Annotated in this window: 12 protein-coding genes and 2 tRNA genes; 6 read left to right on the plus strand and 8 right to left on the minus strand. The window is 68.3% G+C overall.

All coding sequences use genetic code 11. From position 1 onward, the window contains the following. The first annotated feature begins 183 nt into the window (after positions 1 to 183). The gene (locus tag AB0H61_RS10510) at positions 184 to 1020 is read left to right on the plus strand and encodes a phosphoribosylaminoimidazolesuccinocarboxamide synthase (RefSeq protein WP_357301595.1); all 837 of its coding nucleotides are present in this window, start codon (positions 184 to 186) and stop codon (positions 1018 to 1020) included. A 75-nt stretch (positions 1021 to 1095) separates the two neighbouring features. Here AB0H61_RS10510 and AB0H61_RS10515 read toward each other — a convergent pair whose 3' ends face one another. The 4 genes from AB0H61_RS10515 to AB0H61_RS10530 all read right to left on the minus strand — a co-directional run bounded on the left by AB0H61_RS10515 (position 1096) and on the right by AB0H61_RS10530 (position 4912). After that, positions 1096 to 1581 carry an NUDIX domain-containing protein gene (locus AB0H61_RS10515; RefSeq protein WP_357301597.1) on the minus strand — a complete coding sequence of 162 codons (486 nt, stop codon included), beginning with the start codon at positions 1579 to 1581 and terminating at the stop codon, positions 1096 to 1098. Between the two features lie 126 nt (positions 1582 to 1707). Next, entirely contained in the window at positions 1708 to 2970 is a 1263-nt protein-coding gene (locus tag AB0H61_RS10520) for a DUF6596 domain-containing protein (RefSeq protein WP_357301600.1), read from the minus strand. Positions 2971 to 3172: 202 nt separating this feature from the next. After that, on the minus strand, positions 3173 to 3574 hold the full coding sequence (locus tag AB0H61_RS10525; RefSeq protein ID WP_357301602.1) for a YciI family protein: 402 nt from the start codon (positions 3572 to 3574) through the stop codon (positions 3173 to 3175). A gap of 105 nt (positions 3575 to 3679) precedes the next feature. Further along, on the minus strand, positions 3680 to 4912 hold the full coding sequence (locus AB0H61_RS10530; protein ID WP_357301605.1) for an FAD-dependent oxidoreductase: 1233 nt from the start codon (positions 4910 to 4912) through the stop codon (positions 3680 to 3682). 175 nt (positions 4913 to 5087) lie between these two features. Between AB0H61_RS10530 and AB0H61_RS10535 the strand changes: the two genes are divergently transcribed. Then, entirely contained in the window at positions 5088 to 5732 is a 645-nt protein-coding gene (locus tag AB0H61_RS10535) for a DsbA family protein (RefSeq protein WP_357301608.1), read from the plus strand. Between the two features lie 19 nt (positions 5733 to 5751). Here the strand turns inward: AB0H61_RS10535 and AB0H61_RS10540 are convergent, their stop codons facing one another. Further along, complete coding sequence (locus tag AB0H61_RS10540) at positions 5752 to 6846, minus strand: M48 family metallopeptidase (protein WP_357301611.1); 1095 nt, start codon at positions 6844 to 6846, stop codon at positions 5752 to 5754. A gap of 200 nt (positions 6847 to 7046) precedes the next feature. Here AB0H61_RS10540 and AB0H61_RS10545 point away from each other — a divergent pair, with 200 nt between their 5' ends. Then, entirely contained in the window at positions 7047 to 7520 is a 474-nt protein-coding gene (locus tag AB0H61_RS10545) for a ribose-5-phosphate isomerase (protein ID WP_357301614.1), read from the plus strand. Position 7521: 1 nt separating this feature from the next. Beyond that, complete coding sequence (locus AB0H61_RS10550) at positions 7522 to 8334, plus strand: DNA-formamidopyrimidine glycosylase family protein (protein ID WP_357301617.1); 813 nt, start codon at positions 7522 to 7524, stop codon at positions 8332 to 8334. 189 nt (positions 8335 to 8523) lie between these two features. Here the strand turns inward: AB0H61_RS10550 and AB0H61_RS10555 are convergent, their stop codons facing one another. Then, on the minus strand, positions 8524 to 9480 hold the full coding sequence (locus tag AB0H61_RS10555) for a GGDEF domain-containing protein (protein WP_357301619.1): 957 nt from the start codon (positions 9478 to 9480) through the stop codon (positions 8524 to 8526). A gap of 537 nt (positions 9481 to 10017) precedes the next feature. On the opposite strand from AB0H61_RS10555, the gene AB0H61_RS10560 reads away from it, so the two are divergent. Next, positions 10018 to 10088 (plus strand) — tRNA-Gly (locus AB0H61_RS10560). Positions 10089 to 10135: 47 nt separating this feature from the next. After that, positions 10136 to 10209, plus strand: a tRNA-Pro gene (locus AB0H61_RS10565). A 334-nt stretch (positions 10210 to 10543) separates the two neighbouring features. Here AB0H61_RS10565 and AB0H61_RS10570 read toward each other — a convergent pair. Further along, positions 10544 to 10732, minus strand: coding sequence for a hypothetical protein (locus AB0H61_RS10570; protein ID WP_357301622.1), 189 nt, complete (start codon positions 10730 to 10732; stop codon positions 10544 to 10546). Between the two features lie 283 nt (positions 10733 to 11015). After that, positions 11016 to 12554, minus strand: a complete 1539-nt coding sequence (locus AB0H61_RS10575; protein ID WP_357301625.1) for a hypothetical protein — start codon at positions 12552 to 12554, stop codon at positions 11016 to 11018. Positions 12555 to 12918 lie beyond the last annotated feature (364 nt).

Consider the following 12918-nt stretch of genomic DNA (forward strand, 5'->3'; position numbering starts at 1 on the left):
TTCGTGGTCGAAGAACAAGCACGGGCAGCACCCACAATGCCACCACTCTGCGGCCGCCCGCGCGGGACTTTCCCGCCAACCCTATCGGCCCCGACCTGGCCCGCGCCGCGTAGCGGGTGCGGTGGCGGCGGTATTGTGCCTGTGCAGCGCAGGTTCATCACCCAGGGATTCGGAGGCTCGACGTTGAAGCATGTGCACGCCGGGAAGGTGCGCGACCTGTACGAGGACGGCGACACCCTGCTGCTCGTGGCCTCCGATCGGGTTTCGGTGTACGACGTGGCGTTGCCGACGCCGATTCCGGAGAAGGGCGCACTGCTGACCCAGCTCTCCAACTGGTGGTTCGAGTTCTTCGCCGATGTGCCCAATCACGTACTGTCGGTGACCGATGTGCCCGCCGAGTTCGCCGGCCGCGGCATCCGGGTGAAGCCGCTGAAGATGATCCAGGTCGAATGCATCGCCCGCGGCTACCTGACCGGCGGGGGCCTGAAGGAATACCAGAGCACCGGCGCCGTATCCGGCGTCGCGCTGCCGCCGGGGCTGCGCGACGGCGACAAGCTGCCCGAGCCGATCTTCACCCCGACCAGTAAGGCGTCCGAAGGGCATGACGAGCCCATCACCTTCGCGGACGTGGTGAATCAGGAGGGGCGCGAGGTCGCCGAGCAATTGCGTGACCGCACCCTCGACATCTACCTGCGCGGCGCCGAGCATGCGGCACGCAACGGCGTCATCATCGCCGACACCAAGGTCGAATTCGGTTGGGACGGGGATGTGTTCACCCTCGGCGACGAGGTGCTGACCTCGGACTCGTCCCGCTTCTGGCCCGCCGATCAGTGGGAGCCCGGCCACGCCCAGCCCTCGTTCGACAAGCAGTTCGTCCGGGACTGGTCGACCTCGACCGGATGGGACAAGGAGCCTCCCGGCCCCCAGATCCCCGCCGATATCGTCGAGGCGACCCGCCGCAAATACATCGAGGCCTACGAACTCATCACCGGCCGAACCTGGACCGGTATCCCGAACTGAGCTCGGGACGGCACAGACCTTGTACACGCCGCACAGGGGTTACCGGCGCGGTGCGGCGCGGCGAGGGTCTGTGAACTAGTCGCCGCGCAGGTGCGCGGCGAGGCGCTCGAGGTAGGGGCGCTGGCCTTTGCCGAGTTTGGTGGTGGCGGTGGTGAGGTCGAACCAGTCGGCGCGGTCGATCTCCGGGAATTCGGCCATCCGGCCGGAGCGCGGTGGCCATTCCATTTCGAAAGTGCCGGGCACCATCCGGCTCGGGTCGAGGTCGGCCTCGACAGCCCAGACGGTGACGGTCTTGCGGCGACTGCCGCTGCCGTATTGCACGTCGCCGAGCGGTACCCAGTCGCCGTCGGGGACCGGAAGTCCCAGCTCCTCGGTGAACTCTCGGCGCGCCGCGGCCTGTGCGTCCTCCTCCGCGGGCTCGTACTCGCCCTTGGGGATCGACCACGCGCCCTCGTCCTTGCGCGCGAAGAACGGCCCGCCCATATGTCCGATCAGTACTTCGGCGCCGTTGTCGGAGGTCCGGCGGAACAACAGGATTCCCGCGCTGCGTGTATCTGTCACGGGTGCAGTCTGCCGGGCACGGCTCGCGCGGACCGCATTCGGCCCGGGATCCGTTCGATCCGCGTTTGGCGCTGCCCCCGCGCCCGATCGGCCGTCGCGCCGAAAGGTCTTGTCCTATGGCATGAATCAGCGGGCGGGTCGGCTGCGCGCGCGGAGTTGGGCGGCACGAATGGTGAGGTAGTCGCGCTCGGGGGTGCTGGTGGTACGAGCGGCGGCGGCGGTGTAGGCGGTAATGGCGGCGGGATAGTCGCCCGCCATTTCGTGCAGGTGGCCGCGCACGGCGTCGATGCGGTGATTGCCCGCGAGCTGGTCGTCGAGGGTGTTCGCGAGTGCGAGACCGGCGGCGGGACCCTGCACCATGGCGACAGCGACGGCGCGGTTCAATGTCACCATCGGATTGGGGGCGATCCGCTCGAAGTGGTCGTACAACTCCAGGATGCGCGGCCAGTCGGTGTCTTCGGCGCGCAGAGCCTGGGCGTGCAGTACGGCGATGGCCGCCTGGATTTGGTAGGGGCCCGAAAGTCCCCGTGCGAGCGTGCCGGTGGTCAGCCGGACGCCCTCGATAATGAGTGCGCGATCCCAGCGGGCCCGGTTCTGTTCGGCGAGCGGGATCAGTTCGCCGTGCGGGCCGGTGCGGGCGGCGCGGCGCGCGTCGGTGAGCAGCAGCAGCGCGAGCAATCCGGTGACCTCGGTGTCCTCGGGTAGCAGCCGGTGGATGGCGCGGGTCAGCCGGATCGCCTCGCCGGATAGGTCGGTCCGATGCAGATCCGGGCCGGCGGTCGTGGTGTGACCCTCGGTGAAGATCAGATACAGCACGTGCAGCACCGGCCCGAGTCGTTCCCGCCACCGCGCCGGATCCGCGTTCGCGCCATCCGATGCGTCAGCCGGGTCGGCGAATGGGCGGTCCAGCGTCGAGAGGCGCTTCTTGGCCCGCGAAATCCGCTGCGCCATGGTGGCTTCCGGCAGGAGGAAGGCGCGGGCGATTTCGGCGGTGCCGAGGCCGCCGACGGCTCGCAGTGTCAGCGCGATCGAACTGGCCGATGACAGCGCCGGATGGCAGCACAGGAAGAACATTTCCAATGTGTCGTCGCGGTCGACGGTTTCGGCATCGGGCACATCCTGTTCGAAAACCGTGGTCTCGCGCCGCCTGCGCGCCACCTCGGCGCGAACGGTATCGGCCATTCGGCGCTGAGCCACCTGGATGAGCCAACCGCGGGGATTCTCCGGTACGCCCTCGCCCGGCCATTGCGCCGCCGCGGCCAGCATCGCCTCCTGGACAGCATCCTCGGCGGTGTCGAAGTCGCCGAATCGGCGCACCAGTACGCCGAGGACCTGCGGTGCCAGCTCGCGCAGCAGATCCTCGGCCTCCCGGGTCAGTGCATCGGTCATCGGCGTGCCACCGGGCCGCCGCGCTCGGCCGACGGTCGGTCGCGCGGTGAGGGGGCCCGCGCCGCGGCAGGCACGGCTTTCCGCGAGGCGGGTCGGGTGGAGGCTTCGCCTCGAGTCACCGTGCACCGTCTCGAGTTGAACCCGCCGGGTAAGCGTTTCGTCGTACTGCCCTGTCCACTATCGGTCCGACCTCGAGCGCCGCCTACTGCTGTGCGGCCGGGGCGCTCATCACCGCGCGCACCTGGATGTACTCGCCGATCGGCTTACCGCCGGGGCCGGGCGCGGCGGAGGCCTGGGCGGCGATCTCGAGGGCGCGTTCCGGGCTGTCTACATCGACAATCCAATATCCGGCCAGGAATTCCTTGGTCTCCGGAAAGGGGCCGTCGGTGACCACCGGCGCCGAGCGACCGTCGGCGCTCACCAACCGGGCCTCCTCGGGCCCGGCCAAACCCTGCGCGTCGACGAGTTCGCCGGATTTGGCCAGCTGTTCCCCGAGTGCCCGCTGGAATTCGATATGCGCCGTGATGTCCTCGGGCGCCCACTCGGTCAGCGGGGTGTCGCAGTAGGCGGCCTCGCGGTAGGTCTTCAGCAGCATGTACTTCATGGTCGGCTCCTTGCCGGTCGGCGCGCCTGTTCGGCGCTCTCGAGGGTAGGTCGGAACCGCGCACGCGTTCTCGACGTACCGGCGGATCGCGCGATGTGATCTAGCTCATAGCGGGGCGGCGGTGTCGGCCAACCGCGCCGGGTCGACCGGCGCGCCCGCGTCGATGAGCTCCTTGATCCGATCGGTCACATCCCAGACATTGACGTTCATACCCGCCAGCACACGGTTGCCGGAGTCGAGCCAGAACGCGACGAACTCCCGCTTGCCCACGTCGCCGCGCACGACCACCCGGTCGTACTCCCCGGGCACGGCATATCCGGTGTACTCCATCCCGAGGTCGTACTGATCGGTGAAGAAGTAGGGGAGCCGCTCGTAGGTCGCAGTCTTGCCGAGCATGGTCGCGGCCGCGACGGCGGGCTGGTTGAGCGCATTCGCCCAGTGCTCCACCCGAATTCGGCGTCCGAGCCGGGGATGCTGCTGCTCGGCGATATCGCCGACGGCGACGATATCCGGATCGCTGGTGGCCAGGCTCGCGTCCACCAGTACCCCGCCGTCGACCGCGAGACCGGCCTCGGCGGCCAGTTCGATATTCGGCCGGGCGCCGACCGCGATCAGCACCGCGTCGGCCGCGACGATGCTGCCGTCGCCGAGTCGCAGGCCGTCGGCGACCATGGTCCCCCCGCCTTCGCGCGTGGTGATCTCGGCGACCTGTGCGCCGAGGCGCAGGTCGACGTCGTGCGCGCGGTGCAGGTCGGCGAAAACCTCACCCATCTCCGGTCCGAGTGCCGCCAGCAACGGCTGGTCGGCGGTCTCGACGATGGTCACCGCGACCCCGGCGGCCCGGGCCGCGGCCGCCACCTCGAGGCCGATCCAACCGGCCCCCACGATGGCGAGACGGACGGCCTTACCGAACAGCTTGATCAGTGTGTCGGAATCCTCGATGGTGCGCAGCGTGTACACGTTCGGTGCGTCCGAACCCGGTAGCGGCAGGTGGCGCGGCGTCGAACCGGTCGCGAGAGCCAGCTTGTCGTAGGGAAGGGTCGAGCCGTCGGGCAGCGTGACGGTTTTCGAGGTCCGGTCGACGGCGGTGACCGTGGTGCCGAGCCGGACCTCGATGTGGTGGTCGCGATACCACTGGCCCGGGTCGACGGTGAAGTCGGCGAGGGCCTTCTTGCCGAGCAGGTGTTCCTTGGACAGGGGTGGTCGCTCGTAGGGCAGGTGTTCCTCGGCGCTGATCAGGGTGACGGTCCCGTCGAAATCGTTCTCCCGCAGGGCTTCCGCGAGTTTGGCGGCGGCCAGGCCACCCCCGACGATCACGAAACGAGCTTCCGAGGTCATTGCGGACTCCTTGTCTGAGGGAACCGGATTCCTGCGACTCGAGCCTACTGTCACCGGGCGTCGCGGATCGGAAATTCACCCGGGGACGGGAACGAATCGTCGACCGACGTGGTTGCTCCCCATAGCGTCGCCGTGTGCGACGTCCTTCGCGTCTGCCGATCGAGAGGAACGAACCGTGACCGACACGGCCGAGAAGAATGTTGCCGACTTCTGGTTCGACCCCCTGTGTCCCTGGTGCTGGATCACCTCGCGCTGGATCCTGGAGGTCGAGAAGGTCCGCGATATCGAGGCTCGTTTCCATGTCATGAGCCTGTCGGTCCTGAACGAGGACCGTGACGGGCTGCCGGAGCAGTACAAGGAGCTGCTGGCCAGCGGCTGGGGGCCGGTCCGGGTCGCCATCGCCGCCGCCGAGCAGCACGGCGACAAGGTTCTCGCCCCGCTCTACACCGCGATGGGCACGCGGATCCACGAGCGCAAGGACGAGTACGAGCGTGCGACCCGTACGGAGTCGCTGGCCGCGGTCATCGCCGACTCGCTCGCCGAGGTCGGGCTCCCTGCCGAGCTGGCGCAGGCCGCCGAGAGCACCGACTACGACACGGCGTTGCGCGCGAGCCACCATGCGGGCATGGACAAGGTCGGCAAGGATGTCGGCACGCCGACCATCCACGTCAACGGTGTCGCCTTCTTCGGCCCGGTGCTGTCGCGGATTCCGCGCGGCGAGGATGCGGGCAAGGTCTGGGACGGTGTGGTCGCGCTGGCGTCCTACCCGCACTTCTTCGAGCTGAAGCGCACCAGGACCGAGGATCCGGTTTTCGACTGATCGGTGTGGCTCGGCGCGGTCAGGACGGCGGCGCCGAGTTGTACGAAAGCGGCGGGTACCCGCCGCTATTCGGTGGGTACCCGCCGTGCGGCGGGTAGGTACCGGGTGGCGGGGGCGCGATGCGCGGATTCGGCCGCCACAGTAGGTTGCCGTGCTTGCTCCGGTCGCGCAGTGCCCACATCCGCCAGGTCAGCACCGGGTGACTGACAATGCCGTTATAGAGCCAGATGAAGAAGCCCCGTTCGACCGGTGCCCGGTCCGCCATCTCGTCGAACCCCACCAGGGCGTTCAGGTATTTACCCGCGGCGAGGGTGCGCATCGCACCCGACGCGCCCTCATGCCGGTAGCAGTAGCCGTGATTGTCGGCGGTGTACTCCTGCGCCCGCTGCAGCGATCCGCCGAGGATCGGCAGATAGGGCACGACATACATGCCGAGCCAGCGCCAGTACGACGTGTGACCCGCCGCGATATGCCCGACTTCGTGGCCGATGATGAAGGCGAGCGCGTCCGGATCGCGTGCGGCGCCGCCGATTTCGAACAGATCGCTGTTGACGGCGACGAAGCGCCGGAATCCGTGCCCGGAGGCGAAGGCGTTGATGACACCGTTGCCGAGCACCACGTACGCGTCGGGCACGGTGGGCATGCCGAATCGCGCGGCCGCCTCCACCACCATCCGATGCGCGTCCGGGAACTGGCTCGGCGTGATCCGGACGCCGCTGGTCCGCAGGCTCGCGAACAGCAGACCGCGCTGTAACCACAGGATCAGCGGTGCGAGGATCAGCGGTGCGCCGATCTGCAGCGGAATCCAGCCCGCCAGCGTCGCCAATAGTCCGAATATGAAGAACAACGCGGTCAGCACCACGATGATGACCAGCAACGGGATCTCGAGGATATGCCGCGCCGGCATGCCGAACGGCGAAAGCCCGCGCGTCTGCTGATACGGCCCGACGGGCGGCCTCGATCCGCTGACCGCGAACTGATAGCCCGATACCCAACCGGGCGGTCCGCTCGCCGGATTCCAGCCGGTCAATCCCGTCACCGGATCGGTGCCGGTCGGGCCGCCGCGCGGATCCAGGCTCACGTTCGGTCGGTGCGGATGGTCTTCGGACTGCATGGGGTGAACTCTATTCATTCGGCCCACATCGGGCCGGGGCGTTACCTGCGTCCTCCGAACCTGTGGCACGCGACACATCGGCGGTCCGATCCGCCGCGAATGCTCGGGAAAGACGGTCCGTGCGAACGCGGTACAGGATCTCGTGGCGGTGCGGTCCCCTCCCGGCGGCCGTCGGGAACCGGCCTGACACAATCGCTGCCATGCGCGTATACCTGGGTGCCGACCATGCCGGTTTCGAACTGAAGAACAACGTCAAGGCCCATCTGGAGCAGGCGGGCCACGAGGTCGTCGACTGCGGCGCCCTCGAATACGACGCGCTCGACGACTACCCCGCCTTCTGCATCGAGGCGGCCCGCCGCACCGTCGCCGACCCGGGCAGTCTCGGCCTGGTGTTCGGCGGCAGCGGCAACGGCGAGCAGATCGCCGCCAACAAGGTGCCGGGCGCTCGCTGTGCGCTTGCTTGGAGCGTGGAGACCGCCCAGTTGGCCCGCCAGCACAACAACGCTCAGCTGATCGGCATCGGTGGCCGCATGCACAGCACCGGGGAGGCGCTGGCGATCGTCGACGCGTTCCTGTCGACCGAGTGGTCCGATGAGGAGCGCCACCAGCGGCGCATCGACATCCTCGCCGAATACGAGAAGTCCGGCGTCGCCCCCGCGGTTCCCGCCTACTGAGTTGCCCGAAGGTCATACGCTGCACCGCCTGGCGAACCTGCATCAGGAGCGGTTCGCCGGGGGTGTGGTGCGGGTGTCGAGTCCGCAGGGCCGGTTCGCGGAGGGGGCCGCGCTGGTGGACGGACAGGTGCTGGTGCGGTCGGAGGCCCACGGCAAACATCTGCTGCACCACTACGAATCCGGGGTCGCGGTGCATGTGCACCTCGGCCTCTACGGGAAGTTCTATGACTCCGGCCTGCCGATGGAGGCGCCGGTCGGACAGGTTCGGATGCGGATGATCGGGGCGGCGAACGGGCATCCCGGCTTCGGGACCGACCTGCGTGGGCCGAATGCCTGCGAAGTGCTCTTGCCGCCGGAGGTGGAGGCCCTGACCGAGCGGCTCGGCGCCGATCCGCTGCGGCCGGAGGCGGACCCGGACCGCGCGTGGCAGCGGATCCGCCGCTCGCGCAGGCCGATCGGGGCATTGCTGATGGATCAGAGCGTGATTGCCGGGGTCGGCAATGTCTACCGGGCCGAAGTGCTGTTCCGGCACGGTATTTCGCCGTACCGGCCCGGTGCCGGCATGAGTCCCGGTGAGTGGGACGCGATCTGGGCGGATCTGGTCGAGCTGATGCCGGTGGGGGTGGCGACGGGGCTCATGCACGTGGTGCGGCCGGAACACGATCACGGTGAGCCCTCTTATGCGCCGGATCGGCCTCGGACCTACGTCTATCGGCGGCCGGGGGCCGCGTGCCGGGTGTGTGGGTCCACGGTGGTTCACGCGGTTCTGGAGGGTCGAAATCTGTTCTGGTGCCCGGCCTGTCAACCGGGCTAGGCGAAGTCGTATCCGCCGGGGCCGATCACTCGTGGCCCTGAATGCGCCCTGACCGTGACGTAGACGGCTGAAATGGCTGTTGCCGCACCGGAAACTCCAAAGAGGTCGTGTGCGGCCGTACAGCCGGGCCGGTGGTGCCGATGCGGGTGGGGATGCCGCGCGGCGGGGAGGCGAACGAACCCGGAGATCTCAGCCGGCGACCGCGGCGTCGATCTCCGGTTCGTCTGTATCCGAGAAGGCGAATCGGCGGCCGCCCGCGGTCTTCGCCGAGTACATCGCGCGGTCGGCCCGCCGTAACAGGTCCGTGAAGTCGCATGGCGTGCCCGGCGGATTGTGGGCGGTGCCCACGCTGGCCGATACCGGGACCGGTCCCGCCGACGACCACACCGGATCGCGCAGGGCGTGCACGATCCGATGCGCGATCTCGGCCAGGGTATGACCATCCCGGTTGACGGCCAGCACGAACTCGTCGCCGCCGTACCGGCAGATCACCGTATCCGGCGGACAGACCTCCCGCAGCCGGTTGGCCAGCTCGACGAGCACCTCGTCCCCGACGGCGTGGCCGTAGCCGTCGTTGATCTGCTTGAACCGGTCCAGGTCGATCAGCAGCAGCCCGACATTGCTGGTCGGATCGGTGGCCATGCGCCGGACCTTGTCCTGGAGCAGGGTGCGGTTGGCCAGATCGGTGAGCGCGTCATGGGTGGCCTCGTGCCGCAGCCGGTGCTGGAGCGCGGCGATTTCCTGCACCCGCAGCGACACCGCTGCCGAAATGTTCTGCTCCTGCTGGGCCAGGGCCCGTTCCTGCAGGGCCTGGGCATAGCTGTCGATGGCCTGGCTCGCGATGAACGGCCAGCGTGTGGCGACCAGTGATCCCGGCCTACCCGAGGGGAAGCCGAGTAGCCACCGGCTGGCCTGGGCCAGCATTCTTGTTCGCTCGAAGGGCGGCTCGGCCAGCCGGGCGCCGAGCATCCTGGCCTCGGGCACCGGAAACGGCTCGGACCTGGCCAGATCGAGTAGACGCTGCACGATCTCGACGAGAACAGGTTCCAGCTGCTCCGGCGAGGCGTGTGAGCCCGGTTCCGCGCATACCGCGCGAGCCCAGGCGCGCGCCATCGCGCCGACGGGTGGTTCGTTGTCCGTCGACATCGCGCTCACCCGCCGCGGGTGATGTCGGTACCCGGGTGCCCTGTGCGCGCACAGGTGCCGGCTTCACCCCGATCACTACTGCTACGCGGTTGGGTCCACCTAGCTCGGTGCACACTCACCGCCCCCTTTCCAGATACCCCCGTCCGGCAAAAAGGATCCTAGCAAGCCACGCGGCACTGAAAAACGCCGTTTTACAACGAGTTTTCGGTCCCTCGCGAATGACGATCGGAAGTGTGATCGTTCCTGGGGCCCTGGCGTTACACATGAATTTCGGTTCGCTGGAGAGTCGCGGGCGGACACGCCGGAGGTATGCCGGAGGCGGTCTCGACCGGGCCCGTCGGACGTGGTCGCGCGCCGGGAGACGCGAGCCGATCGGAGAGCGGCGGCCGAGCGGGTGTGACCGATCCCGATGATCTTGCTGTGCGATGAGCTGCGGCACAGCAGTCGACCCCGGGGGCGATTGGCGTTTTCGGCGACAGATTCGGTACAGTCGGTGCGCACACGACATCGTGGCGATCCCATCGATGTCGTATGCCTGCGGGTGTAGTTCAATGGTAGAACCTCAGCCTTCCAAGCTGATGGTGCGGGTTCGATTCCCGTCACCCGCTCAAAGACAGGATTCATCCTCGACGGCGGCCCATCCGCGACGAGGTCACGGGGTGTAGCGCAGCTTGGTAGCGCATCCGCTTTGGGAGCGGAGGGTCGCAGGTTCAAATCCTGTCACCCCGACAAAGTTCGACTCCGGTTCACAACCGGCCTGTGTGGACATTCTTCCCGTATGTGGACGGGTTCCTGCTCATTGTGACCGACAATGTCGGCCTGGGCCGGGTCTTGACTGTAATACGTGTGGTGGGACGGCGCAGCTGAGGCCGGTGTCGACGCCGCATCGCTCGGCTGCTTCCGGGTTCGCGGGATCGGCTGCGATTCAACGGTTCTCGTCGGCGGGCTGCCATAGGCTGATGACACCTCTTTCCGGGGGCAGTGGACGTTGGTCCGGAGGTGGTGGGGATGGCGAAACATCGCCGGATCCGCGACATCAGGGCGCAAGACTCCGCGGACCGGGCTACGCATCCGTCCGGGGTTCGCTTTCCGGTGCGCCATAGGCCATTTCGTGGAGGGCACGCCGGAGTTGTGCGGTAATTCGCTCTGGTGGGGCGTCGCGCAGGCCGTCGAGTCGGAGCAGGTGGCGTCCGATGACGGTGCCGATGGTGAGTGCGCCGATGAGTCCGGCGCGTAGGTCGTCATCGGGCACATGGTGTGCGGCTGCGGGCGGGCCGCATCGCGGAACCGGACTTCACCGGATGCCTCCGGGTGGGCGAACATGGATCGCCGTCGGCGGTGGGATGCTCGGCCAACTTCTGCGCGGCGCACTCGAGCCCGACACGGTGACGCCTGCCCGCGCTCAGCGGATATGCGGAAGTCTTCCGGGCGTGCGGTGCGGGTATTCGCGTTCCTCGCCGGGTCCGGGACGGCCCACGGCGGCAAGAGCGTGCCCAGCTCTTGCCGCCGTGTCGTTTCGTGGAGGGAGTTGTGTGTTACCGCTGCCTGCTGGTGCGGGCGCGCCTGCGTTCGGCCTGGAGCTCGGCGAGCTCCTGCTCGAGCAGTTCGGCGATGCGGAATTGGCCGGTGTCGTGGATGGGGTCGGGGGCGGGGACGACCTGGAGGTCCGGCTTGGGCGCGGTGGGGGCTTCTTTCTTGGCGGCGACCGGCGCGGCGGGGCGGATGTCGCCATTGGCCGGCGTGCTCGGCACGCGGGTCTTGGCGGGGACCACCTTGCGGATGCCGGATTTGGCCGGGGCGGGGGCGCTCGTCTTGGCGACAGGCTTTTCCGCGGGCGACGGGACGGCTTTGACCGGCTTGGTCTCGGCAGCCGCTGCCACGACGGGCTTTTCGGCCGGTGCCGGGCTCTTGGGCTGCCGTACGGGGGCGACCGGTGCGTCGGCCTCGATCGGCGCCGTGGGGCGCGTCTCGGCGACGCTGGGCGCGGAACCGTTCGTAGCGCGCACCGGAACCTGATCGGAATCGGCTGCCGCGCGGCGCTTCTCGGTCTCGGCCGGTGCTTCGATGACCGCGGGACGCGGACGCCCGCCGCTGCTCTCCACCGGCAGCACCTCCGTCAGCGCTTCGGTCTCGTCGGGCACGTACTCCTCGGCCTGCGGTTCCATCTCCCCTTCGTAGAGTTCCACGGCGGGCTCCAGGTCGGGCTCCGGCTCGGCCTCGATCACCACGGGCGGGGTCGCCAGTTCGGTGGCCATCGGGCGGTACTTGGCGAGGTCGGGCAGTCGGCTGCGGATCACCTCGGCCGGGTCGGGCAGGTCGCGCACCTGGTCGGTGGCGCGTGCGATGGCGAGGCCGTAGCGAGCGCTGGCCGCGTCGTGGATGAGTAGTGCGACGCCGATCATCACCGGAGCGACGGCGTGGACTCCCGCGTCGAACCACTGTTCGGCACGCACATACGGGTAGGTGTTCAGGCCGACCGTGAGTGTCAGCAGGGCGACCTCGGCCGCGACGACCTGGCCACGGTTGTCGACGACGCCCCATTCGGAGACCTTGTTGGTGCCGATCATGATGATGATCAAGCAGACGCTGATCATCGCCTCGATGAGGTAGCTGAACCAGTACAGCGGGTCGCCGGGGCCACCGGGCGCGATGTTGTGTTGGACATTGACCGCGGACCAGAGCATGCCCGCCGCGACCACGCCCGCCAGTGCGCGCAGCGACCATGAGCGGTGCCGGTATAGCGACGCCAGTTTGGCGTGCGGACTCGATTCTCGCCGCTGTGCGGCAATTGCCTTGCGGGCCACCAATAGATCCCTGATGTCGGCTTTCTCGATCTCTTCCGTGGTCTGTCGGGCGCGGTCGGCGGCCGCGGCGGCCGCCTGCACCTGTTTCCAGCGCTGCGACCGGTCCTGACCGCGGATCCGCTCGGCGAGTTCGCGTTCGGCGTGCAGCTCGTCCTCGGACAGCGCCTCGGTCAGTGCGGGGTCGAATTGGTATGCCAGTCTGCCTCGGGCCTTCTCGACGCGCCTCGCCAGCTGCGTGACCTCGTCCTCAATGGGATGCTCTATGGTCACCTCGACTCCCACCGGGGGAGATTCGCGGGTTGGCAAGTGATCACACGTGGGAACGGCACATGCCATTAATAGTCGATGTACCCGCGCCAGCGAAACTGTGGATTAGCCGCCATGTCGGTCGAACTCGGCGTGCCGCGGGCGACACGCCCCCAGCAAATTCGATTCACGGTCATTTTGTGTTCACGAGATCCCGGGCGAGCCGCGAGTCCGCGCCGGAGCTCCGGCCAGCTCAGCGCGAGCGCGTTCGCGACGACCGGCGGTCCAGTGGCACTGCGCGACTCGCGACAGATCCGACTTATCGGGCGAAGCTATGGCCGTGCCGCCTCCCGAAATATAGCCGCCCCCATCGACATCCGTACCGGTG

It is taken from the genome of Nocardia sp. NPDC050710 (genome assembly GCF_040654375.1).
Taxonomy (GTDB): domain Bacteria; phylum Actinomycetota; class Actinomycetes; order Mycobacteriales; family Mycobacteriaceae; genus Nocardia.

Bases quoted from the DNA above. Each gene is read 5' to 3' on its own strand.
- AB0H61_RS10520 (WP_357301600.1), bottom strand. From the start codon at position 2,970: ATGACCGATGCACTGACCCGGGAGGCCGAGGATCTGCTGCGCGAGCTG.
- AB0H61_RS10525 (WP_357301602.1), bottom strand. From the start codon at position 3,574: ATGAAGTACATGCTGCTGAAGACCTACCGCGAGGCCGCCTACTGCGAC.
- AB0H61_RS10530 (WP_357301605.1), bottom strand. From the start codon at position 4,912: ATGACCTCGGAAGCTCGTTTCGTGATCGTCGGGGGTGGCCTGGCCGCC.
- AB0H61_RS10540 (WP_357301611.1), bottom strand. From the start codon at position 6,846: ATGCAGTCCGAAGACCATCCGCACCGACCGAACGTGAGCCTGGATCCG.
- AB0H61_RS10545 (WP_357301614.1), top strand. From the start codon at position 7,047: ATGCGCGTATACCTGGGTGCCGACCATGCCGGTTTCGAACTGAAGAAC.
- AB0H61_RS10555 (WP_357301619.1), bottom strand. From the start codon at position 9,480: ATGTCGACGGACAACGAACCACCCGTCGGCGCGATGGCGCGCGCCTGG.